The sequence below is a fragment of the Mycoplana ramosa genome (assembly GCF_041930185.1).
GTDB classification, from domain to species: Bacteria; Pseudomonadota; Alphaproteobacteria; order Rhizobiales; family Rhizobiaceae; genus Mycoplana; species Mycoplana ramosa.
Genome location: NZ_JBHEEW010000004.1, coordinates 148,475 through 170,048, shown reverse-complemented (window position 1 = coordinate 170,048; position 21,574 = coordinate 148,475). Strand labels below are relative to the sequence as shown.

At 63.9% G+C, this 21,574-nt stretch carries 20 protein-coding genes; 9 read left to right on the top strand and 11 right to left on the bottom strand.

All coding sequences use genetic code 11. From position 1 onward, the window contains the following. The first annotated feature begins 73 nt into the window (after positions 1–73). A complete protein-coding gene (locus JNC62_RS06855) occupies positions 74–340 on the top strand; it encodes a DUF2277 domain-containing protein (RefSeq protein WP_374837449.1) in 267 nt (88 codons plus the stop codon). Between the two features lie 114 nt (positions 341–454). Here JNC62_RS06855 and JNC62_RS06850 read toward each other — a convergent pair whose 3' ends face one another. From JNC62_RS06850 to JNC62_RS06835, 4 genes are all read right to left on the bottom strand, one after another. Next, on the bottom strand, positions 455–646 hold the full coding sequence (locus JNC62_RS06850) for a DUF6494 family protein (protein ID WP_374837214.1): 192 nt from the start codon (positions 644–646) through the stop codon (positions 455–457). A 78-nt stretch (positions 647–724) separates the two neighbouring features. Continuing rightward, positions 725–2,059 (bottom strand): ATP-binding protein, encoded by a 1,335-nt coding sequence (locus JNC62_RS06845; protein ID WP_374837212.1) that lies wholly within the window; start codon positions 2,057–2,059, stop codon positions 725–727. After that, complete coding sequence (locus JNC62_RS06840; RefSeq protein WP_374837210.1) at positions 2,056–2,706, bottom strand: response regulator; 651 nt, start codon at positions 2,704–2,706, stop codon at positions 2,056–2,058. The genes JNC62_RS06845 and JNC62_RS06840 overlap by 4 nt, the downstream gene beginning before the upstream one ends. A gap of 112 nt (positions 2,707–2,818) precedes the next feature. After that, positions 2,819–3,292: a hypothetical protein gene (locus JNC62_RS06835; protein ID WP_374837208.1), complete on the bottom strand. Its 474-nt coding sequence runs from the start codon at positions 3,290–3,292 to the stop codon at positions 2,819–2,821. 275 nt (positions 3,293–3,567) lie between these two features. Between JNC62_RS06835 and JNC62_RS06830 the strand changes: the two genes are divergently transcribed. Beyond that, on the top strand, positions 3,568–4,341 hold the full coding sequence (locus tag JNC62_RS06830) for an NAD kinase (protein WP_374837206.1): 774 nt from the start codon (positions 3,568–3,570) through the stop codon (positions 4,339–4,341). Between the two features lie 307 nt (positions 4,342–4,648). Here JNC62_RS06830 and prfB read toward each other — a convergent pair. The 3 genes from prfB to JNC62_RS06815 form a co-directional block, all read right to left on the bottom strand. Then, positions 4,649–5,780, bottom strand: a protein-coding gene (gene prfB, locus JNC62_RS06825) for a peptide chain release factor 2 (protein WP_374837204.1) whose coding sequence is annotated in 2 segments (ribosomal slippage) — positions 4,649–5,710 and positions 5,712–5,780 — 1,131 coding nt in all. Because the reading frame shifts where the segments join, the coding sequence is not laid out codon by codon here. A 207-nt stretch (positions 5,781–5,987) separates the two neighbouring features. Then, positions 5,988–8,438, bottom strand: a complete 2,451-nt coding sequence (locus JNC62_RS06820) for a penicillin-binding protein 1A (RefSeq protein ID WP_374837203.1) — start codon at positions 8,436–8,438, stop codon at positions 5,988–5,990. A gap of 304 nt (positions 8,439–8,742) precedes the next feature. Continuing rightward, the gene (locus JNC62_RS06815; protein ID WP_374837447.1) at positions 8,743–10,038 is read right to left on the bottom strand and encodes an N-acetylmuramoyl-L-alanine amidase; all 1,296 of its coding nucleotides are present in this window, start codon (positions 10,036–10,038) and stop codon (positions 8,743–8,745) included. Between the two features lie 683 nt (positions 10,039–10,721). Here JNC62_RS06815 and JNC62_RS06810 point away from each other — a divergent pair. Then, on the top strand, positions 10,722–13,640 hold the full coding sequence (locus JNC62_RS06810; RefSeq protein WP_374837201.1) for an Rne/Rng family ribonuclease: 2,919 nt from the start codon (positions 10,722–10,724) through the stop codon (positions 13,638–13,640). Between the two features lie 133 nt (positions 13,641–13,773). Then, positions 13,774–14,538, top strand: a complete 765-nt coding sequence (locus JNC62_RS06805) for an SDR family oxidoreductase (protein WP_374837199.1) — start codon at positions 13,774–13,776, stop codon at positions 14,536–14,538. Positions 14,539–14,618: 80 nt separating this feature from the next. Here the strand turns inward: JNC62_RS06805 and JNC62_RS06800 are convergent, their stop codons facing one another. Then, the gene (locus JNC62_RS06800) at positions 14,619–15,770 is read right to left on the bottom strand and encodes a pyridoxal phosphate-dependent aminotransferase (protein WP_374837197.1); all 1,152 of its coding nucleotides are present in this window, start codon (positions 15,768–15,770) and stop codon (positions 14,619–14,621) included. Between the two features lie 230 nt (positions 15,771–16,000). Between JNC62_RS06800 and JNC62_RS06795 the strand changes: the two genes are divergently transcribed. The 5 genes from JNC62_RS06795 to aat all read left to right on the top strand — a co-directional run bounded on the left by JNC62_RS06795 (position 16,001) and on the right by aat (position 19,873). Then, the gene (locus tag JNC62_RS06795) at positions 16,001–16,765 is read left to right on the top strand and encodes a DsbA family protein (protein ID WP_374837195.1); all 765 of its coding nucleotides are present in this window, start codon (positions 16,001–16,003) and stop codon (positions 16,763–16,765) included. A gap of 205 nt (positions 16,766–16,970) precedes the next feature. After that, the gene (aroQ, locus tag JNC62_RS06790; RefSeq protein ID WP_374837194.1) at positions 16,971–17,408 is read left to right on the top strand and encodes a type II 3-dehydroquinate dehydratase; all 438 of its coding nucleotides are present in this window, start codon (positions 16,971–16,973) and stop codon (positions 17,406–17,408) included. A gap of 22 nt (positions 17,409–17,430) precedes the next feature. Beyond that, positions 17,431–17,895 (top strand): acetyl-CoA carboxylase biotin carboxyl carrier protein, encoded by a 465-nt coding sequence (accB, locus tag JNC62_RS06785; protein ID WP_374837192.1) that lies wholly within the window; start codon positions 17,431–17,433, stop codon positions 17,893–17,895. A gap of 10 nt (positions 17,896–17,905) precedes the next feature. Continuing rightward, the gene (gene accC / locus JNC62_RS06780; protein ID WP_374837191.1) at positions 17,906–19,249 is read left to right on the top strand and encodes an acetyl-CoA carboxylase biotin carboxylase subunit; all 1,344 of its coding nucleotides are present in this window, start codon (positions 17,906–17,908) and stop codon (positions 19,247–19,249) included. A gap of 9 nt (positions 19,250–19,258) precedes the next feature. After that, positions 19,259–19,873, top strand: a complete 615-nt coding sequence (gene aat, locus JNC62_RS06775; protein ID WP_374837189.1) for a leucyl/phenylalanyl-tRNA--protein transferase — start codon at positions 19,259–19,261, stop codon at positions 19,871–19,873. 128 nt (positions 19,874–20,001) lie between these two features. On the opposite strand, the gene JNC62_RS06770 is transcribed toward aat, so the two are convergent. The 3 genes from JNC62_RS06770 to JNC62_RS06760 all read right to left on the bottom strand — a co-directional run bounded on the left by JNC62_RS06770 (position 20,002) and on the right by JNC62_RS06760 (position 21,571). Then, positions 20,002–20,445: a DUF2155 domain-containing protein gene (locus tag JNC62_RS06770; protein ID WP_374837187.1), complete on the bottom strand. Its 444-nt coding sequence runs from the start codon at positions 20,443–20,445 to the stop codon at positions 20,002–20,004. A 79-nt stretch (positions 20,446–20,524) separates the two neighbouring features. Continuing rightward, a complete protein-coding gene (locus tag JNC62_RS06765) occupies positions 20,525–20,920 on the bottom strand; it encodes an NADH:ubiquinone oxidoreductase subunit NDUFA12 (RefSeq protein ID WP_374837185.1) in 396 nt (131 codons plus the stop codon). A 153-nt stretch (positions 20,921–21,073) separates the two neighbouring features. After that, positions 21,074–21,571 (bottom strand): GNAT family N-acetyltransferase, encoded by a 498-nt coding sequence (locus JNC62_RS06760; protein ID WP_374837183.1) that lies wholly within the window; start codon positions 21,569–21,571, stop codon positions 21,074–21,076. Between the last annotated feature and the right edge of the window lie 3 nt (positions 21,572–21,574).

Here is a 21,574-nt window from a genome sequence, read left to right as displayed (position 1 = left end):
AGCGCTTCACCGAACCCGGAGTCACTGAGATCTTCTCATCATGGCCTTCTGGGAGACGGAGAGGAGCACATCAATGTGCCGAAACATAAAGCCCCTGTTCAATTTCGATCCTCCGGCGACGGAGCAGGAAATCCACGATGCGGCCTTGCAATTCGTGCGCAAGCTGAGCGGAACGACGAGACCATCGAAGCGGAATGAAGCGGCATTCGATCGCGCGGTGCGGTCGATCGCGGCCTGCGCCGGCGAGCTGCTCGCTTCCATGGAAACGTCGCAGCGGCCACGCAACCGGGAGGAAGAGGCCGCAAAGGCGCGCGCGAAAAGCGCAGCCCGGTTCGCTTGACCTGCCGGCCACCTCAAGCAGGTCGCGATCGTTCAGATCCGCGACCATGCCTTGGCTCTTTGTTTTTCGAATGTCTCTGTCCGAAACCGGTTTCCACGTTCGGAAAGACATGCTCTAGGGAAGGTCGATTTCACCGTCGACCACGTGGGTGAAATCTGTGCCCTCCGCCGTCAGCGTCATGCGCAGCTTCAGCTTTTTGCCGCCGACCTGCCCTTCGCGCACCATCTCCTCGATCTTGCGCTGCGAGGTGACGCCGACTTCCTTCAGGAACTTCCGGACCGACATGTTGAAGGCGTCTTCGCTCATGGTGGAACTCCTCGGTGGTCGATTTCGGGATTGTAGGCGAAGGACGTGGCCAAGGAAACAGGACACAATTCCGGTGATCTAGTGGTCCGCCGCCCACACAGGCAGCGTGACTTCGGCGCACAGCCCCTGCCCGTCCGGACGGTCGCCGAGCGTAAAAGTGCCGCCATGGCTTTCGACGATGGCCGCCACGATCGACAGTCCCAGTCCGCTCCCTTCGGCACCGCTGCCGGCCACCCGGAAAAAGCGGTCGAGCGCACGTGCGCGCAGTTCCGGCGCGATGCCGGGGCCTGTATCCTCGACGCGCAGGACCAGGACATTGTCCCGGCGGGCCAGCTTGACGGTCACCCGGCCGCCCTCGGGGATATAGCGCAGCGCGTTGTCGACGAGGTTGCGCACCATTGCGCCGAGAAGGTCGGCATTGCCGCGGACGTTCGCCTCGAGCCCCGGCTCAATTTCGAGGCCCAGATCGATGTCACGCGCCGCGGCCTGTGGCGCCAGCGAAACGAGGGTGTCTCGGATCAGTGCCGCCAGATCGACCGGCTGCGACGCTGCGCCTGCGGTGTCATGCTCCACCCTCGCCAGCGCCAGCAGCTGCTCGACCACGCGCGTGCCCCGGTCGACCCCGACAAGCACGTCGGCGATGGCCTGCTGCTGTTGGGCCGGCGTCGTCGCCAGCCGTGCCACCTGCGCATGCGCGCGAATCGCTGCCAGCGGCGTGCGAAGCTCATGCGCCGCGTCGGCGGCAAAGTGCCGGTCGCGCGCGCGGGCGGCAGCGATCCTTGAAAACAGGGCGTTGATCGCATCAACGAGCGGCAGCACCTCGACCGGCGCGGTCTCGGGTGGCAGCGGCGACAGGTCGGCCGCCGATCGGCGCCGGACGCCCTCCGTCACCCGATCCAGCGGCTGCAGCCCCCAGCGGACGAGACCCCAGATCAGGACCGCCAGCAAGGGCACGGCGATCCACACCGGGTGGAGGATATGGGCTGCGACGCGGGCGGCGAAGCTCGTGCGCACCTCCTGGCGGACAGCGACCTCGACGAAGGTATCGGCACCGGCGGCCGCCCTGTAGACGCGCCAACTGTCGCCATTCTTGACGATGTCGCTGTAGCCGGCCTGTCCGTCTCCCGCTGCAACCGGCGAATGGGCGTCTGGCGGGCCGGTGCGGATGTGGAAGGACAGCGGCTGCGCGCGATCGGTTTCGATCAGCAACCCTTCGGAAGGCAACGACGCCGTTGCGGACAAGCGACCCAAAAAATCCACCATCATGTCCGCGGACTGCTTGAGGTGGTCGTCAACAACCTCGTCGATCAGGCCCCGGGTGTCGTAATAGGTGAAGTAGGCGGTCGCCATCCACGCGGCGACCATGCTTCCGCACAGGGACAACACCAGCCGGCGGCGCAGCGAACCACTCATGGACGAACCGGGATGTGATAGCCGACGCCGCGCATCGTGCGGATGACATCCGGGAAGAGCTTGCGGCGCAGGTTGTGAATGTGAACCTCGACGGCGTTGCTGTCGATGTCCTCGTCCCAACCGTAGAGCTGTTCTTCCAGCTGTCTGCGATTCAGGACCCGCCCGACATTCATCAGCAGGCTCTGCAGCACGGCAAACTCCCGGTTCGAAACCGCAACCGGCGCTCCGTCCAGCGTCACGCTCCGGGCCGCCGGATCGAGCGCGATCCGGCCGTTCTTCAAGACCGGAGCCGCCTCGCCGACGGCGCGGCGCAGCAGCGCCCGCACCCGGGCCAGCAACTCCTCCAGATCGAACGGCTTGACCAGATAGTCGTCGCCCCCCGCATCCAGGCCCAGGACGCGATCGGCGATGGTGTCGCGCGCCGTCAGCACCAGCACCGGGGTCTTGTCGCCTGCGGCGCGCCGCTTTCGAAGCAGCGTCAGCCCGTCCATGCCGGGAAGCCCGAGATCGAGAACCACCGCGTCATATTTCGTCACCGCCCAGGCCGCCGCGGCATCATCCCCGTCGCGCACCCAATCCACCGCGAAGCCTGCCTGACCGAACCCGGCGACCAGACCACGCCCCAGCAACACATCGTCTTCGACCAACAACAATCTCATCGCGCTTGCTTGTTGCCACCGTTTGGAGGGAAGCTCTGCATGCCCGCCGGCGAGGCCGACGGGCGCAACGTGGCATTCTTTGCGGCAGCGGGCAATCCAGCTAGAGCGACTGCCAGTTCGGGTGCTCGAAATGGGCGCCGTACGCGTCCAGCGCCTGTACGATCAACAGCACGCCCTCGTGCGGATCGGCCTCGCCCTGCAGCGCGGAAATGCCGTCGAGGATCTGCCCCAGCACCGTATGGAACTGCTCGTCCACCTCGGGTTGCAACTTGCAGTTCTCGACCATGAAATCGACCTGGCCCTGAGCCTCCGTCGCGAGCGCCTTGTAATCCTCAGCCGGCAGCGTGCGGGCGTCGATGGCAGGCAGCCGTGCCGCGAGCGCCCCGCGGATCGCGTTCATGCCCTTGATCATGTTGTCGTCGCCTTGCCATTTTGCCCCGGCGTTGAGCGTCAGTTCCAGTTGGGTCTGGCCATGATCGTGCGCGGCGGTCTGCGCCCAGGTCGGGCCGCCCCCGAGGCCGAGGCCAATACCGAGAACGATTGCGGATAGGGTCAATTGTCTGCGGACATTCATAACATTCTCCCTGGTCGATCGCGGCGCTTCGATGCCGCAGGGCCGGTCTACGCCGCTCAGCTTATGGGCCGCTTAAGGGCGCTCGACCAATCGCTCCGCATCGTCGGCCCACGTTAGGGGAGCTTGCAAGGCCTGCACGGCGCGCGCCGGCACAAGTTTTGAGGTGCACTCGACACCAATGCATGCAACAAAGGCCTCCTCCGTCTGATTGCGATCCACGAACCGCAGGAGCGCCGGACGGTTGACAGACCTGGAAGAAGGACAAAGCAGACGACATGACACGCAGCATCAGATCGCTTTCGTTCGTCGCCTCGCAGGCGCCCGAGGCGCAGGAGGCGATGGCCGAACTGGTGGCGCGATACGGTAATGCCAGACCGGACGAGGCGGACGTGATCGTCGCACTCGGCGGCGACGGCTTCATGCTGCAGACGCTGCACGCGATGATGAATTCCGGCAAGCTGATCTACGGCATGAACCGGGGTTCGGTCGGCTTCCTGATGAACCGCTACAGCATCGACGCGCTGCCGGAGCGGGTGGCCAAGGCCGAGGAGAACATCTGCCGGCCGCTGGAGATGCAAACGATCGACGCCGACGGCAACCACCGCGAGGCGCTCGCCATCAACGAGGTCTACCTTTTCCGCCAATCCTACCAGGCCGCCAAGCTGCGCGTGGCCGTCGACGGCCGCACCCGGCTGGAGGAACTGATCTGCGACGGCTTGCTGCTGGCGACCCCGGCCGGCTCGACCGCCTACAATCTCTCGGCGCACGGGCCGATCCTGCCGCTGGAGGCCCCGCTGCTGGCGCTCACCCCTGTCAGCCCCTTCCGCCCGCGGCGCTGGCGCGGCGCGCTGCTGCCGAACCACGTCACCGTGGAGATCGACATTCTCGAGCCGGAAAAGCGGCCGGTAAACGCGGTGGCAGACTATACCGAGGTCAAGTCGGTGACGAAGGTCACGATCACCCAATCGGAGAATTCGACGGCGATCATCCTCTCCGACCCCGACCACTCCTGGTCAGAACGGATCCTGTCCGAACAGTTTCAGTATTGAGCCATCGCCGCCCGCCGGCGTCTTATAGGCCGCACCGCGCACGTTCTGCAAATTTTACCGCTGCAGACAGAAAAGGCCGGCAGGGACCAGGCTGCCGACGAACCGTCAATCTTCGCGAACAGCCCTCCTTCCGTCTCCCCGGACTTGATCCGGGGTCCAGCTGCGCCGCGTCTGCGGCGAAGAAAGTCCTTTGCGCTCAATGACTTGAGCGCGCTGGATACCGGATCAGGTCCGGCATGACGGAGTCGGTGGATACCGCTCGAAGAAATCAGGAGGCGAAGAGAGTCTCCGTTTCAGGCTTCGCCGATCAGGTGAGATCTTCCACGGCCGCGTCCGCGCCGCCGTTGACGCGATGGGCGAGCGCCGCCTCCATGAACTCGTTGAGATCGCCGTTCAGCACGTCGTCCGGGGCCGTGCTCTCGACGCCGGTGCGCAGGTCCTTCACCAGTTGGTAGGGCTGCAGCACGTAGGAGCGGATCTGGTGGCCCCAGCCGATATCGGTCTTGGAGGACGCTTCCGCGTTCGCCGCTTCCTCGCGCTTCTTCAGCTCCGCCTCATAGAGACGGGCGCGCAGCATGTCCCAGGCCTTGGCGCGGTTCTTGTGCTGCGAGCGCTCCTGCTGGCAAGCGACGACGATGCCCGACGGGATGTGCGTGATGCGCACCGCCGAGTCCGTGGTGTTGACGTGCTGGCCGCCGGCGCCCGACGAGCGGTAAGTGTCGATGCGGCAATCGCTCTCATTGACGTCGATGTCGATCGAGTCGTCGACCACGGGATAAACCCAGATCGAGGAGAACGAGGTGTGGCGGCGGGCGTTGCTGTCATAGGGCGAGATCCGCACCAGCCGGTGCACGCCCGATTCGGTCTTCATCCAGCCATAGGCATTGTGACCCTTGACGAGGATCGTGGCTGACTTGATGCCGGCCTCTTCGCCGTCGTGGATTTCCAGGAGCTCGACCTTGAAGCCCTGGCGCTCGGCCCAGCGGGTGTACATGCGCAGCAGCATGTTCGCCCAGTCCTGGCTTTCCGTGCCGCCGGCACCGGAGTGTACTTCCACATAGGTATCGTTGCCGTCGGCCTCGCCCGACAGCATCGCCTCGACCTGGCGGCGATTGGCTTCCGTGCGCAGTTCCTTCAGCGCGTTCTCGGCATCCTTGACGATGTCGGCGTCGCCCTCTTCCTCACCGAGCTCAATGAGCTCGATATTGTCCTTCAGCTGCTGCTCGAGCCCGCGAAGGCCATTGATGCCGTCATCGAGCTGCTGGCGCTCACGCATCAGCTTCTGCGCTTCCGATGCGTCGTTCCAGAGGGTTGGATCCTCTGCCTTGTTGTTCAACCAGTCCAGCCGTCTTATCGCCTGGTCCCAGTCAAAGATGCCTCCTCAGCAGGCTTATGGCCTGCTTGATTTCGTCGACTACGTTCTCGATTTCCGCGCGCATATCCGCCTGCTTCGATTGTTTGGTTGGCCGCTGCATCATTCCCGAAATCAGAAATGATTTCAGGAATTATGCAGCAATAGCAATGTGCTACAGCGTCCTTTGCGCGTCCTGACGCGCGGCGCTGTAGTGAGATAGTCATAAGGGGCGCAGAAGTAAAGGCGAGTGCCGCAGAACGCCCGCCCTTTTTATCACGCCCCGGAACGACTGCTAGAAGAGCCCGCTTTGCCCGCCGGTGACGGCCTGGTTGGCCTGAGGCGAATTGCGCAGGATTTCCTCCGGCTCCATGTACTCCTCGCCGCCGATGACGGAGAAGACGTCGGCCGGGCCCGTGCCGGGCTTGAACGCCTCCATGATCGTGTCCGGCTCGCCCTCGTAGGCCTGCATGCCGGTCTTGCGGTTCACCGCGATCATCTGCATGCCTTCAGGGATCAAGAACTTGCTCGGGGGCGTTCCCTCGGTGGCCGCCTGCATGAAAGTGTTGAAAAGCGGCGCCGACAGCGAGCCGCCGGTCGCGCCGCGCCCCAGCGGGGCCGGGTTGTCGAAGCCGATATAGAGCCCGGTGACCAGATCCGGCGTATAGCCGACAAACCAGGCGTCTTTCTCATCATTGGTCGTACCGGTCTTGCCCGCCGCCGGGCGATCGAGCTTGATCTTGCCGGCCGCGGTGCCGCGCGTGACCACGCCCTCCATCATCGAGGTGATCTGATAGGCGGTCATCGGATCGAGCACCTGCTCGCGATTGTCGATCAGGTTCGGCTCGTCCTGGTTTTCCCAACGGCTTGCATTGCAGCCCTCGCAGGTGCGCTCCTCATGCGTGAAGATCGTCTTGCCGTAACGGTCTTGGATGCGATCGATCAGCGACGGCTTGATCTGCTTGCCGCCGTTGGCAAAGACGGCATAGCCCGACACCATGCGAAGCACAGTGGTCTCGCCCGATCCGAGCGAGGCGGCGAGAACCGGATACATCTTGTCATAGACACCGAAGCGTTCGGCGTATTCGGCCACGAGATCCATGCCCATGTCCTGGGCAAGGCGCACGGTCATCAGGTTACGCGACTTCTCGATGCCGAGCCGCAGCGTCGAGGGACCGGCCGCACCGCCGCCGTAGTTCTGCGGACGCCAGACCTGGCCGCCGGCGACGATCTCGATCGGCGCATCCATGATCACGGATGCCGGCGTATAGCCATTGTCGAGAGCGGCGGCATAAACGAAGGGCTTGAAGGACGACCCCGGCTGGCGCATCGCCTGGGTGGCGCGGTTGAACTCGGACTGCGCATAGGAAAAGCCGCCGACCATCGCCAGCACGCGGCCGGTATGCGGATCCATCGCCACCAGGCCGCCCTGAACCCTTGGCGGCTGGCGCAGACGATAGGTTCCCTGCGCCTCGGTGGGTTCGACATAGACGACGTCACCGGGAGAGAAAACGCCTTCCGGCGACTTGGCCGACTTGCGGTCGCCCCGGGCCGACCGGTAGGCCCATTTCATTTGCTCGGCGGGAATGCGGCCGGTGACGCGTTCCTCCGCCACCTTCCCGGAGGGTTCCTTGCGCGGCTGCAGGCCGATGTCGGCACCCTTGGCATCGGTCGCAAGAACCACGGCGAGCTTCCATTCCGGCACGTCGCTGAGGGCGCTGACCTTGCTGAGTTCGACACCCCAGTCGCCGCCGATCTCGATCGTCTTGATCGGACCATGGAAGCCGCGGCGCTCGTCATAGCTGATCAGGCCGTCCTGCAGGGTCTTGCGGGCGATCACCTGGAGGCGCGGATCGAGGGAGGTGCGCACCGACAGACCGCCTTCATAGAGCGCGTTGTCCCCGTAGCGCTCGATGATCTGCCGGCGCACCTCTTCGGCGAAATAGTCCGAGGCGAAGAGGTAGGAGCCGCGGTTGCGCGGGGTGACGCCGAGCGGCTGCTTCTTGGCTTCGTCGCCCTCGCTCTTGGTGACATAGCCGTTCTCGACCATGCGGTCGATCACCCAGTTGCGGCGCTCGATCGCAGCCTCGGCCCGGCGGAACGGATGATAGTTGTTCGGCCCCTTCGGCAGGGCCGCCAGATAGGCCGTCTCGGCAATGGTCAGTTCCGTGACGGATTTGTCGAAATAGGTCAACGCCGCGCCGGCGATGCCATAGGAATTCATCCCGAAGAAGATCTCATTGAGATAGAGCTCGAGGATGCGATCCTTCGTGTAGGCCTGCTCGATGCGGAACGAAAGGATCGCCTCCTTGACCTTGCGGTCGATCGTCTGGTCCGAGGACAGCAGGAAATTCTTGGCGACCTGCTGGGTGATGGTCGACGCGCCGACCGGGCGGCGGCCGGAGCCCATCTGCTGCAGGTTGGTCACGATCGCCCGGAACAGGCCGGTGATGTCGACGCCCGGATGATTATAGAAATTCTTGTCCTCGGCCGAAAGGAACGCCGCCTTAACCCGGTCCGGTATCGCCTGGATCGGCAGGTAGAGCCTGCGCTCGCGCGCGTACTCTGCCATCAGCGCGCCATTGGCCGCGTGCACGCGCGTCGTCACCGGCGGGGCATAGCTGTTCAACACCTCGTAATCAGGCAGATCTTTCGTGACGTTTGCGAGATAGACCGCGACGATCGCGGCCACACCGAGAAAGAACACGGTGCCAATCCCGAAAAAATATCCAATCAATCTGAACATGTGCCAGTTACCGGTACCCTATTATCTCATCGGCTGGGACAAAAGCGGCGCGCCTCGCCAGGCACGTATGCAATCCGGGGGCCGCCCGTCCCGAAGGCGACCTGAAAATTCGCCCATCGAGTCGCCTCACGTTGCACCCGACTAGGGCCGTGAATGTGAGGAAAATAGGGCTTAATACAAACGCTACCGGAAGACCACGGCACAATTGCATGTGCTGTCACTTTTTCGGCACATCAATTTGGGTAACACGAAGTTTAACCCCTCGCGTCGCGAGAACGAGAGCACGAGGTCAAGCCGCAGCAGATCAACCGCCGTTGGCGACGACGGTCGAGCGATAGCGCTGCACGGCCTGGGCCAGCAGCTCGGCAACCTTTTTCTGCCAGGCCGGATCGAGCAGCAATTGCTCGTCCTCCTTGTTCGACAGAAAGCCCAGCTCGAGAAGAACGGACGGCACGTCGGGCGCCTTCAGCACCCGGAACCCGGCATGGCGGTGCGGATTGTTGATGAGGTTGACCTTCCCCTCGAACGCGCCGACCACCTCCTTGGCGAGGCTGATGGAGAAGGCCTGCGTCTCCCGACGCGTCAGGTCGATCAGGATGTCGGCGACCTCCGCCGGCTCGCCTTCCAGCGTCATGCCGGCGATCTCGTCGGAGAGGTTCTCCCGCTCGGCAAGGTTGGCCGCAAGGCTGTCGGAGGCCTTGTCCGAAATCGTGTAGACGGTTGCGCCGCGAATGTCCTTCTGGCGCAACGTGTCCGCGTGTACGGAAATGAGCAGATTGGCACCGCGACTGCGGGCCAGTTGCACCCGCTGCGGCAAGGACAGGAACTCGTCCTTTTCGCGCGTCATGAAGGCCTGCATCGACGGCAGTTTGTTCAGCGCTGTCGTCAATTCCCGGGCAAAGGCGAGCGTCAGCACCTTTTCATTCGTGCCGGTCACCGCACCCTGCGCCCCATTGTCGATGCCGCCGTGCCCCGCATCGACGGCGACCACGAAAGACCCGCTGCCGCCTGTGGCGGCACCCGGCAACAACTGGTCGCCGCCTGACGCTGCCGGGATCGCGGCGGCGTCCTTCCAAGTCTGACCGGCCAGCAGTTCCGAGAACGCGGCATCGGTCACAACCTCCGCGTCGACGATCAGCCGATAACTGCCGCCGGCCTCCTCCTCGCGCACGTCGGAAACAACGACCCTGACCGGATCTCTTGCCGTCAGCACGATCCGCGATCGCCCCGCCGCCATGGCGCCGTAGCGAATGTCGGAAAAGACGCCGCGGGCAGCGACGTCGTCCTTCGGGAGCGAGAACACGGTTTCCGGCAGGTCGAGCAGGATGCGATAGGGATTGGCGACGTAGTGCACCGAGACATCCGGCCGCCGGTCGAAGTCGATGACGAGGCGCGTGCGGGTATCGTCTCCGGCAACACGGCCGGAAAATGCGAGCAGCGGTGCATCCGCCACCGGAATTGATGCCGTCGTCACGACCGGCTCGGCAGCGACCGCCGATTTGGAAAAACCGGCAAGAGCTGCAGCCAACACCAGGGCCGCGACCGTGAGCGGGCGCAACGCCTTGCCTGCCACTTGCCTCACCTGGCCGCCTCGAAGCATCGCAACCGTCAAACCCCCGCTCTCCTCCACCCGACCAGATCTTCCGTGAGACGTTCCGCGCCGATTCGACAGTTCATGCCTATCCGAACCGGACAGAAGCGAAGCGTCCAACATGCCGCCGGCACGGTTAACGAGACCTTACCGACCACAGCCCCGCCCAGAACGGCCGGCCTGCATCCCCCGTGATTGGATCATAATTGTGACGGTCCCGGCTTTTTCCTTGCCATTGTGACATATTGAACATAAAAGCAATTTCAGGAAGGAAGTACAGACGGGATAGGAGCCGCAGACGGGCAGCCAACCATATGGAATTGGCGCCGCATTTGGCCTCCATCCGCCGTCGCAATGCTTGTTTCCGGGCAAATGGAATCGCGATACTCCGGCGGTGGCCGGACCAAACTCAGGGTGGATTTCCACCACGACCCGTACGGGTTTTTTCATCGGGCCATATTGGTCTAGAGCATTGGCATTCTCGTTTGGACGTAGATGTTGTCGCTGCGGTATTCGTCAGAAGTAAACAGGCACCGGTACAGTCTCGTACCGGCTGTGGTCTGGCCGCGGCCCGCTCACCGTAGTCAGACGAGAAATCATACATCCGGCGCAGCGTTCCCCCTCTCCGGCCCACCGTCCGCAAAGGACCGGTCGCCAGGTGGATTCCGCTCGTGCCGAGGAGCAGAATCTACATGGCAGACAAAATGCTTATCGATGCGTCTCACGCAGAGGAGACGCGCGTCGTTGTCGTACGCGGCAACCGCATAGAAGAGTTCGACTTCGAATCGCAGCACAAGAAGCAGATTCGCGGGAATATTTACCTCGCAAAGGTTACCCGGGTCGAACCATCGCTGCAGGCGGCCTTCGTCGACTACGGCGGCAACCGGCACGGCTTCCTCGCCTTCGCCGAAATTCACCCTGATTACTACCAGATACCGCTTGCCGACCGCCAGGCTCTCCTGCGCGCAGAAGCGGAAGAGGCACGTCGTGACGAAGACATCGAGCACGTCGAAACCGCCCCGCTAGCAAAAGCGACGGAAACCGTTGACGTGGCCGTTCCGGTCGAGGCAATGGCCGAGACGGAGACGGTCGAGGTCGCGGCCGATACAGCCGCCGGCGATGCCGAGCCTGCCGTCGAAGCGGTCGAAGCCTCCGCCGCGACCGATGCCGAAGCGGACGCCATCGCCGCCGCGGTTGAACCAGAAGTGGAAGCCAAGCCGAAGGCGCGCAAGCCGCGCAAGCCGCGCGCAAAGAAAGCTGCGGCGGCAGAGGAAACCGCGGCCACCGAAGAGGCCTCCTCCGCCGAAGACGGCGAAGGCAAAACACCGTCCGGCGACATGGCCGCGGCCGTCGATACCGACGAGATCTCCGAAGACGTGCGCAAGCGCCGCGGTGACGACGATGACGACGACGACGATCATCACGACGAGAAGGAAGAGATCGAATCCGTCGGCGCCGAGGACGCGATGGAGGAGGTTCCCGATCGCATCGTCCGCAAGCCGCGCAAGCAGTATCGCATCCAGGAAGTCATCAAGCGCCGGCAGATCCTGCTGGTACAGGTCGCCAAGGAAGAGCGCGGCAACAAGGGCGCAGCCCTGACCACCTATCTTTCGCTCGCGGGCCGCTATTCGGTTCTCATGCCGAACACCGCGCGTGGCGGCGGCATTTCCCGCAAGATCACCAACCCCCAGGACCGCAAGCGCCTGAAGGAAATCGCCCGCGACCTCGAGGTTCCGCAGGGCATGGGCGTGATCCTGCGCACCGCCGGCGCCAACCGCACCAAGGTCGAGGTCAAGCGCGACTTCGAGTATCTGATGCGCCTGTGGGAGAACGTTCGCACGCTGACGCTGAACTCCACCGCCCCCTGCCTCGTCTATGAGGAAGGCAGCCTGATCAAGCGCTCGATCCGCGATCTCTACAACAAGGACATCAGCGAAATCATCGTGGCCGGCGAGGAAGGCTACAAGGAAGCCAAGAGCTTCATGAAGATGCTGATGCCGAGCCACGCCAAGGTGGTTCAGCCCTACCGCGACATCCACCCGATCTTTTCGCGCTCTGGCATCGAGGCCCAGCTCGACCGCATGCTGCAGCCGCAGGTGACGCTGAAGTCCGGCGGCTACATCATCATCAACCAGACCGAGGCGCTCGTTTCGATCGACGTCAACTCCGGCCGCTCCACGCGCGAGCACTCGATCGAGGAGACGGCGCTGCAGACGAACCTCGAGGCAGCCGAGGAAGTGGCGCGCCAGCTGCGGCTGCGCGACCTTGCCGGCCTCGTCGTCATCGACTTCATCGACATGGAGGAGAAGCGCAACAACCGCGCCGTCGAGAAGCGTCTCAAGGATCATCTGAAAAACGATCGCGCCCGCATCCAGGTCGGCCGCATCTCCCATTTCGGCCTGCTGGAGATGTCGCGGCAGCGCATCCGTGCCTCCGTGCTCGAGAGCACGACGCAGACCTGCCCGCATTGCAATGGCACCGGCCATGTGCGCTCGCAATCTTCCGTCGCGCTGCATGTCCTGCGCGGCGTCGAGGAATACCTGCTCAAGAACACCACGCACAACATCACCGTCCGGACGACGCCGGACATCGCCCTCTATCTGCTGAACCAGAAGCGCGGCACGATCAACGACTACGAGACGCGGTTCGGCCTGCACATCGTCATCGATGCGGATGCCCATGTCGGCGCCCAGCATTTTGCGATCGACCGCGGCGAGCCGGTGGAAAATCCCGTCAAGATCGACCAGTTCGTTCCGTTCGCGCCGGAGCCGGATGAGGACGACGATATCATCATCGAAGAGGATCTCGCCGAGGAAGAGACCGAAACGGTCGCCGCTTCGCCCGCGCCTCTCGCATCGTCCGATGACGGCCGCAAGCGCAAGCGTCGCCGCCGGCGCCGCGGTCGCGGTGGACGCGAGGAAGCCGAGGGCAGCGACACCGCCGCGTTCGGCGGCGAGCAGGCCGGTGACGAGGACGAGGTCGAAGGCGATGCCAATGGCGATGGCGAGGACGAGGGCGCGACCGCCGAGGCCGGCGCCGAAGCACCGAGCCTTTCCGCCGAGGGCGAGCAAAAGCGCAAGCGCCGCCGGCGCGGCAAGCGCGGCGGTCGCCGCAACCGCGGCGACGAAGCCGAAACGTCTCTGACGTCCGAAACGTCGGGTGAGGCCGAAGAATCCGAAGAGGTCCGGGCATCGGACGTCGAGGCTCTGGAAGACGCCGATGCCGCTGCGGAAGCAGCCGTAGAGGGCCAGCCCGCACCGACCGGAGAGGAAATCGTTGCCGAGGTCCAGGCTGAGCCGGCCCCCAAGGCACGTCGGACCCGCAAGGCAAAGGCGAAGGTGGAACCCGACGCGGAGGCTGCCGAGCCCCTGGCCGATGTCACGGCCCAGGTCGAGGTCGAAGGTCAGCCCGAGGAAGAGGCGGTCACCGAGCCCGCAGTCGAGGAAGCCGCCGCAGCGCTCGACGAGGCCAAGTCGGCGCGAGCGAACCGCGACCTTGCGGCCATCGCGACGCCTCCTGTCGTGACCTCATCGGCGTCGCAGGAAAAGGGCGATGACGAGCCGGAAAAGCCCAAGAAGGGCGGCTGGTGGCAGCGTCGCGGCTTCTTCTGAGAAGTCCGCTCAATTTAGAGATATTGAGGGGCCCGGCATTGTCCGGGCCTTTTTCGTTGGCGGGAATCGGGTGGTTCCTCGATTGCGGTTCTGCGACACCGACGGTCGTCAGAAGCCAGCAAAGGAGAAACCCATGACCCGCCTCGACAACAAGGTCGCCATCATCACCGGCGCAAGCTCCGGCATAGGCCGCGCCGCCGCCCTCCTCTTTGCCCGTCAGGGCGCGAAGGTGGTGCTCTCGGCCCGCGGGCGCGAGCGGCTCGACGAAGTCGCAGACGATGTCCGTGGAGAAGGCGGCGCCGTAATCACCGTGCCCGGCGATGTCAGCGAGGAAGCGCATCATCAGGCGCTCGTCGAAGCCGCGCAAGCGGAATTCGGCGGTATCGACATCGCCTTCAACAATGCCGGCACCACCGGGCCGGTCGGCCCCCTGCCCGAGTTGTCCATTGCGGAATGGCGGGGCGTGCTCGACGTCAACCTGACCAGCGGCTTCCTCGCCGCCAAGTACCAGTTGCCGGCCATCGAGGCGCGCGGCGGCGGCACCATCGTCTTCACCTCGACCTTCGTCGGCTATACGGCCGGTTTTCCCGGGCTTGCGGCCTATGCCGCGTCGAAGTCCGGCCTCGTCGGCCTCGTGCAGGTGCTTGCGTCTGAGTATGGTCCGAAAGGCATTCGCGTGAATGCGCTGTTGCCGGGTGCGACGGATACGCCGATGGGGCGCGACGTGGCAAACACGCCGGAGGCACGCGAATTTGTAGCCGGGCTGAATGCGCTCAAGCGTATCGCGCAGCCGGAGGAGATCGCTCGGGCCGCGCTGTTTCTCTGCTCAGACGCCTCCAGCTTCATCACCGGTACGGCAATGCTCGTCGACGCCGGCGTGTCGATCAACCGCACCTGAACGTTGGCGGATGGTTTTCGTTTCAGCCGGCGGGATTGTCGATTCCGCCGACACGCTGCCCGCGGCCCGTCCGCCGCCGTCTATTTCAGCCAGGCGGCGATGCGGTCGGTGGCCTCGATCATCTCTTCATGGGCGCCGGCAAAGGAGAAGCGCATCGTGCGGTGGCCGCCGATCGGGTCGAAGTCATGCCCCGGCGTCGCCGCAACGTTGATCTCGGCCAGCATCCGTCGGGCAAACGCCATGCTGTCATTGGTGAAGCGCCCGACGTCGACATAGGCATAAAACGCGCCGTCCATCGGCGAGGCGATCGAAAACCCCAGTTCGGGCAGACGCGTTGCCAGCAGATCGCGGTTGCGACGGTAGGCTTCGCGATGGAGGTCGAGTTCGTCGTTGGCACCGAGCGCGGCCAATGCGGCGATCTGCGAGAGTTCCGGGGCGGAGATGTAGAGGTTTTGCGTCAGGCGCTCGATCGGGCGAACGACGGCCTCCGGCAACACCATCCAGCCGATCCTCCAGCCGGTCATGCAGTAGTATTTGGAAAAGGAGTTGATGACCACGGCGTCGTCGGTCAGTTCGAGCGCGCTCGTCTCCTCCCCCGAAAACGTCAGGCCATGGTAGATCTCGTCGGAAATGAAGGCGATGTCGTTTACGGAGCAGTAGTCGGCGAGCGCCTGCAGATGGGCGCGGTTGGTGACGGTTCCTGTCGGGTTCGCCGGGCTTGCCAGCAGGACGCCCGAGAGCTTGCCAAACACGGTCTGCGCGGCCTCGAGACTTTCGGGCGTCATGGTGAAATCGTTCTCGGCGTTCACCTCGATCTCGATCGTCTCGATGCCGAGGGCGGCGAGTATGTTGCGATAGGCGGGATAGCCCGGGCGTGCGATCGCCACGCGATCGCCGGGATCGAACAGCGTCAGGAAGGCCAGGTTGAACGCCGCCGACGAACCGGTCGTCACGGCAATGCGGGACGCGTCGATCTTGACGCCATGGCGGGTTCGATAGTGCGCTGCGATGCCTTGGCGCAGGGCATCGAGACCGAGCGCCTCGGTATAGCCGATGCGGCCATCTTCAAGGGCGGCCCTTGCGGCCTCAAGTGCCGCGCGCGGTGCCGGATGGGCCGGTTGGCCGACGGCCATGGAGATCACCGGATGGCCGGCCGCCCTCCGCCGTGTCGCATCCGCGAGCACGTCCATCGCGTGAAAGGGCTCGACTGCGCTGCGCCTGGATATCTTCATCGCTTGGTACTTCCCTGCTTGCTTTCGGTTTTCTCGCCCCAGCCTCCCCTTGCCGGAAGAAACGCCTGTTCACAATCCCGGGAGGCCCGAATTTCGGCCACTTTTGCTGTTTCGTTTGCGCCCACCTCGCCCTAAGGTCGTTACAATGCTCCGCAAGGAACGACACCGTCGCGGGCAAGAAGTTCGGCCGCCCAGATGTGATACGGCCATCGCAATGTAACGAGGACAGCATGTTTCGCACCACCACCCAATCGCTTGCCGCAGCGCTCGCGCTCGCCTGCACCGTGTCGTTCCCCCTGCAGGCCCTTGCGCTCGACGCAAAGCAGAAGGAAGAGATGGGCGCCTATATCAAGGAATACCTGCTCGCCAATCCTGAAATCCTGATGGACATGCAGGAAGCGCTGCAGCAGAAGCAGATGCTGGCGCAGCAGCAGCAGGCCGAAGCGGCGATCACCGAAAACCAGAAGGCGATCTTCAACGCCAAGTACGACATCTCGCTCGGCAACCCGAACGGCGACGTCACCATCGTCGAGTTCTTCGACTACAACTGCGGCTACTGCAAGCGGGCGCTGTCCGACATGGATGCGCTGCTCGAAGCCGACAAGAACGTACGCTTCGTGCTGAAGGAACTGCCAATCCTTGGTCCGGATTCACTCGCCGCCCACAAGGTGAGCGCGGCCTTCCGCGACCTAGCACCGGAAAAATACGGCGATTTCCACCGTACGCTTCTGGGCGCCGAAAGCCGCGCCACCGAGGAGAGCGCGATCGAAGTCGCGGTCAAGCTCGGCGTCAGCGAAGCCGACATCCGCAAGGCCATGGCAGAAAAGCCGCACGACGATGCCGTTCGCGATGCCTACTCGCTTGCGCAGAGCCTCGGCATCACCGGTACGCCCTCCTATGTGATATCGAACGAAGCCGTCTTCGGTGCCGTCGGCGTTGACGAACTCCGCGACAAGGTTGCCAACGTCCGCGCCTGCGGCAAGGCGGCCTGCTGAAGCCGCCGCCGCGGCCCGTCTGAAGATTGCGCGTGATCCCGTTGTCCCGAACAACGGCGGGACCGCGCCAATCCGCCATCTTTCCGCCATCCCGGTGCTGTTCAGCCTTGATGGTTGTGGACAAGACCGGCGCGATTCCTTTGGGCTTTCCCTCAAGGAACCACCGGTCTATAGGTAACCCACGATCCAGAAAGCGGAAATCCGAATGGCGTCACCAATCTTCGTCCTGAACGGCCCGAACCTGAATGCGCTCGGCAAGCGCGAGCCCGGCATCTATGGCGGGCATACCCTGGCCGACATCGAGGTGCTGTGCCGGGCCGAGGGCGAGAAGCTCGGTTTCGCCATTGATTTTCGCCAGTCGAACCACGAGGGCACGCTCGTCGACTGGATCCACGAGGCAGGCGAGACGGCCGCGGGCATCGCGATCAATGCGGGCGCCTACACGCATACCTCCATCGCGTTGCACGATGCCATCCGCGCCATCCGTATTCCCGTCGTCGAACTGCATCTGTCCAACGTGCACGCCCGCGAGGAATTCCGCCACACGTCCATGATCGCGCCGGCGGTCAAGGGCGTCATCTGCGGCTTCGGCGAGCAAAGCTACATCCTGGCGCTGAACGCGCTCAAATCCATCACGAAATAAAGAAAAAAAGAGGCTAAATCCAATGGCTGACAAGAAACAGGGCATCGATCAGGCACTGATCCGCGATCTCGCCAACATCCTCAACGAGACGGACCTGACCGAGATCGAAGTCGAGCAGGACGAACTGCGCATCCGCGTCTCGCGCGCCGGCACGCCACAATATGTCTCCGCCCCTGTTCCATCTGCTCAGTTTGCAGCCCCGGCAGCCGTCGCAACGGCCGCGCCGGCTGCCGCCCCCGCTGCCCGCGACAACAAGAATGCCGTGACCGCGCCGATGGTCGGCACCGCCTACCTCGCTCCCGCACCGGGCGCACGTCCCTTCGTCGAAGTCGGCTCGACGGTTCAGGAGGGCCAGACGATCCTCATCATCGAAGCCATGAAGACGATGAACCAGATTTCGGCGCCGCGCTCCGGCAAGGTCACCGAGATCCTTGTCGCCGACGCCGCGCCGGTCGAGTATGGCGAACCCCTGATCGTCATCGAATAAGGCCAGAGCGATGATTTCCAAAGTCCTCATAGCCAACCGCGGCGAGATCGCGCTTCGCGTGCTGCGCGCCTGCAAGGAACTCGGCATCGCCACGGTCGCCGTGCATTCGACGGCGGATGCCGACGCCATGCACGTGCGCCTCGCCGACGAAAGCGTCTGCATCGGCCCGCCGCCGTCGCGCGACAGCTACCTGAACATCCACCAGATCGTTGCTGCCTGCGAGATCACTGGAGCCGACGCTGTCCACCCCGGTTACGGCTTCCTTTCGGAGAATGCCAAGTTCGCCGAGATCCTCGACGCGCACGGGATCACCTTCATCGGCCCGACCGCCGAGCACATCCGCCTGATGGGCGACAAGATCACCGCCAAGCAGACGGCACAGGAACTCGGCATCCCCGTCGTTCCCGGTTCCGACGGCGAGGTGAAGCCGGAGAATGCGCTGGAGATCGCCCGCAAGATCGGCTTCCCGGTCCTGATCAAGGCAACCGCCGGCGGCGGTGGCCGCGGCATGAAGGTCGCCCGGACCGAGGAAGACCTGGAAATGGCCGTGGCAACGGCGCGCTCGGAAGCGGCAGCCGCCTTTGGCAACGACGCCGTCTACATGGAAAAGTTCCTTGGCCATCCGCGGCACATCGAAGTGCAGATCGTTGGCGATGGCGCGGGCAATGCGATCCATCTCGGCGAGCGCGACTGCTCGCTGCAGCGGCGCCACCAGAAGGTCTGGGAAGAGGCCAACTCCCCGGCCCTGAACGTCGAGCAGCGCATGAAGATCGGCCAGATCTGCGCCGACGCGATGAAGAAGATGAAATATCGCGGCGCCGGCACCATCGAGTTCCTCTACGAGGACGGCGAGTTCTATTTCATCGAAATGAACACCCGCTTGCAGGTCGAGCATCCGATCACCGAGGCGATCACCGGCATCGACTTGGTGCACGAACAGATCCGCGTCGCTTCCGGCGCCGGGCTTTCCGTCACCCAGGATCAGATCGAGTTTTCGGGCCACGCGATCGAGTGCCGCATCAACGCCGAGGACCCGCGCACCTTCGTCCCCTCGCCCGGTACGATCACGCACTTCCATGCACCCGGAGGGCTTGGCGTCCGCGTCGATTCGGGCGCCTATCAGGGCTATCGCATCCCGCCCTACTACGACAGCCTGATTGGCAAGCTGATCGTGCATGGACGCACCCGCGTCGAATGCATGATGCGCCTTCGCCGCGTGCTCGACGAATTCGTCATTGACGGAATCAAGACGACGCTCCCATTGTTTCAGGAACTGATTGCCAATCAGGACATCGCCAACGGCGACTACGACATCCATTGGCTGGAGAACTATCTGGCCAAGACTTCGGTCTAGGGGCAGAACATGGCAGGGCGGCGCGGCAGGTCCCCGGAAGTGACACCGGAACTATTGCTGCGCGCCTATTCCATCGGCCTGTTCCCGATGGCCGATTCGGCTGACGACCCGGAACTGTTCTGGGTCGAGCCGGACATTCGCGGCGTGATCCCGCTGGACGGCTTCCACGTCTCGCGCAGCCTGGCGAAGAAAATCCGCAAAGCCCCTTACGAGATCCGTGTCGACACCGCGTTCGAGGCGGTTATGGCGGGCTGCGCTGAGGCGGCGGCCGACCGCCCCTCCACCTGGATCAACAGCAAGATCAGATCGCTCTACGCGACCCTGCATCGAATGGGTCATGCCCATAGCGTCGAGGCATGGGAGGACGGCCAGCTCGTCGGCGGTCTCTACGGCGTATCGCTGGGGGCGGCATTCTTCGGAGAGAGCATGTTCTCCCGGCGGAACGACGCCTCGAAGATCTGCCTCGTCTATCTTGTCGATCGGCTGAAACAGGGAGGGTTCCGGCTCCTGGACACCCAATTCACGACCGAACACCTGAAGACCTTCGGCGCAATCGATGTACCCAAGGCCGATTACGAAAGCATGCTGTCAAAGGCGCTGGCCTCGCCCAACCTGCCCTTCTGATTCGGCTTGAAATCGCTGTCGCCAAGGCATTGTCTCTGGCGAAAGCGCGACCGGCTTCGGGTAGAAAGCCACGCACAAAATCAAGAAACCTGGTGGGCGGAAGCGACCATTGAGCGATCGCGGCGGCCTTAATTGCCGTTCGTCGACGCTGGTGGCGGGACGTCGGATTTCGCCTTGCACTCGGTAAGCCAGACGTCGAACACGGGATGTTCGACGGCATTCAGGCCCGGGCTTTCGGCAAACATCCAGCCGGTGAAGATGCGGCGGATCTTTCGGTCCAGCGTGATCTCGTCCACCTCGACGAAGGAATCCACCTTCTGCGCCTCGGTGTCGTCGCGGTTGTAGCAGACGCGCGGCGTGACCTGCAGCGCGCCGAACTGCACCGTCTCCCCGACATAGACATCGAATGAGGTGATGCGGCCGGTGATCTTGTCGAGGCCGGAAAAAACCGCGACGGGATTGGAAATACGGGCGGCTTGCGCCGGACCGCCAGCGGACAGGACCGTCGCCGCGACGGCGGCAATTGCCGTAGCAGCCCGCGAAACGATCCTGAGCGTGCTGGCCGATGCCATTCCTGTATCTCCCGCAAATTCCAGCCGCCGGCTCGTGCCGGCAGGGTATGCGCTAACCGTCAAATGTGGCGAAAGCGTATCAGTTGCCCGGCGTCCAGGCGTCGTAATCGCCGGTGACGCGCGGACGCTCGCCCGGAACGGCAAGCGAGCCCGGCGGGCGATAGGCCTGGGAGGTGCCGGTCGGGTTGGCGCGGTGGTTCTTCTGCCACTCGCGCGGCTTGTAGTTCTCTTCGGCCGGAGAAACGTCGGTGCGGTGGTGCATCCACCCGTGCCAGCCGGCCGGGATCGTCGACGCATCGGCATAGCCGTTGTAGATCACCCAGCGGCGCGTGCGGCCTTCGGAATCGGTGCCGCCCTGGTAGTATACGTTGCCGAACTGGTCCTCGCCGACCTTCTTGCCGAAGCGCCAGGTATGGAAGCGCGTTCCGAGGGTCTGCCCATTCCACCAGGTGAAGATCTGCTTGAGAAGGCTCATTGTCCACTTCCTTGACCGGACCGTCACGGTGGCCCGTTGTCGAAAATCGTCAAACGCTTATGGCGCGGCAGACCTTGAATGTCCAGCGTTTCCCGCCGCTTCTGGGCGGTTTTGCCGCGACGGAACGAACATGCGATCTGCCGCCGGCCGCGGTCAGCCGAGCGTCTTTTCGTAGATCAGCGCGGCGATGCCGGAATGACCGCCGCCGCAATTGGCGGTCTCCCCGACCCTGGCAAAACCATGCGCCTCGTAGAAGCCGATCGCCTTGGCGTTCTGCGGATCCACCTCCAGCCGCATGACCTTCGCATCGGGAAAGCAGGTCTCGAGCTCGGCGAACATGTCTCGGCCGAGCCCCTGGCCCTGATACTGCGGCAGGACATAGAGCTGATGCAGGATGGCGACCGTCGGCTCGGTCTTCGACATCGCGGCGTAGCCCATGCCGCCGAGTGTCTTGCCGTCGTCGGCGACGACGAATTCGGCATCGCGGCGCGCAAGCTGCACCTTCAAGACCTCGGCCGAATGCCACTTCTCCGTGATTTCCTTGACCCGGTCGGCGCCATAAAGGGCATCATAGGTCGCGTGCCACGCCTGCCCCAGCAGCGCGCTGACCTTCGCCAGATCGCGCTCGCAGGCCGTGCGGACGAAGAACACCGG

Coding starts and splice junctions, on each gene's coding strand:
- JNC62_RS06770 (WP_374837187.1), bottom strand. CDS start 20,445: ATGGCATCGGCCAGCACGCTCAGGATCGTTTCGCGGGCTGCTACGGCA.
- JNC62_RS06855 (WP_374837449.1), top strand. CDS start 74: ATGTGCCGAAACATAAAGCCCCTGTTCAATTTCGATCCTCCGGCGACG.
- JNC62_RS06845 (WP_374837212.1), bottom strand. CDS start 2,059: ATGAGTGGTTCGCTGCGCCGCCGGCTGGTGTTGTCCCTGTGCGGAAGC.
- accC (WP_374837191.1), top strand. CDS start 17,906: ATGATTTCCAAAGTCCTCATAGCCAACCGCGGCGAGATCGCGCTTCGC.
- aroQ (WP_374837194.1), top strand. CDS start 16,971: ATGGCGTCACCAATCTTCGTCCTGAACGGCCCGAACCTGAATGCGCTC.
- JNC62_RS06795 (WP_374837195.1), top strand. CDS start 16,001: ATGTTTCGCACCACCACCCAATCGCTTGCCGCAGCGCTCGCGCTCGCC.
- JNC62_RS06815 (WP_374837447.1), bottom strand. CDS start 10,038: ATGCTTCGAGGCGGCCAGGTGAGGCAAGTGGCAGGCAAGGCGTTGCGC.
- JNC62_RS06835 (WP_374837208.1), bottom strand. CDS start 3,292: ATGAATGTCCGCAGACAATTGACCCTATCCGCAATCGTTCTCGGTATT.
- JNC62_RS06820 (WP_374837203.1), bottom strand. CDS start 8,438: ATGTTCAGATTGATTGGATATTTTTTCGGGATTGGCACCGTGTTCTTT.
- JNC62_RS06810 (WP_374837201.1), top strand. CDS start 10,722: ATGGCAGACAAAATGCTTATCGATGCGTCTCACGCAGAGGAGACGCGC.
- JNC62_RS06805 (WP_374837199.1), top strand. CDS start 13,774: ATGACCCGCCTCGACAACAAGGTCGCCATCATCACCGGCGCAAGCTCC.
- accB (WP_374837192.1), top strand. CDS start 17,431: ATGGCTGACAAGAAACAGGGCATCGATCAGGCACTGATCCGCGATCTC.
- JNC62_RS06765 (WP_374837185.1), bottom strand. CDS start 20,920: ATGAGCCTTCTCAAGCAGATCTTCACCTGGTGGAATGGGCAGACCCTC.
- JNC62_RS06850 (WP_374837214.1), bottom strand. CDS start 646: ATGAGCGAAGACGCCTTCAACATGTCGGTCCGGAAGTTCCTGAAGGAA.
- JNC62_RS06830 (WP_374837206.1), top strand. CDS start 3,568: ATGACACGCAGCATCAGATCGCTTTCGTTCGTCGCCTCGCAGGCGCCC.
- aat (WP_374837189.1), top strand. CDS start 19,259: ATGGCAGGGCGGCGCGGCAGGTCCCCGGAAGTGACACCGGAACTATTG.
- JNC62_RS06800 (WP_374837197.1), bottom strand. CDS start 15,770: ATGAAGATATCCAGGCGCAGCGCAGTCGAGCCCTTTCACGCGATGGAC.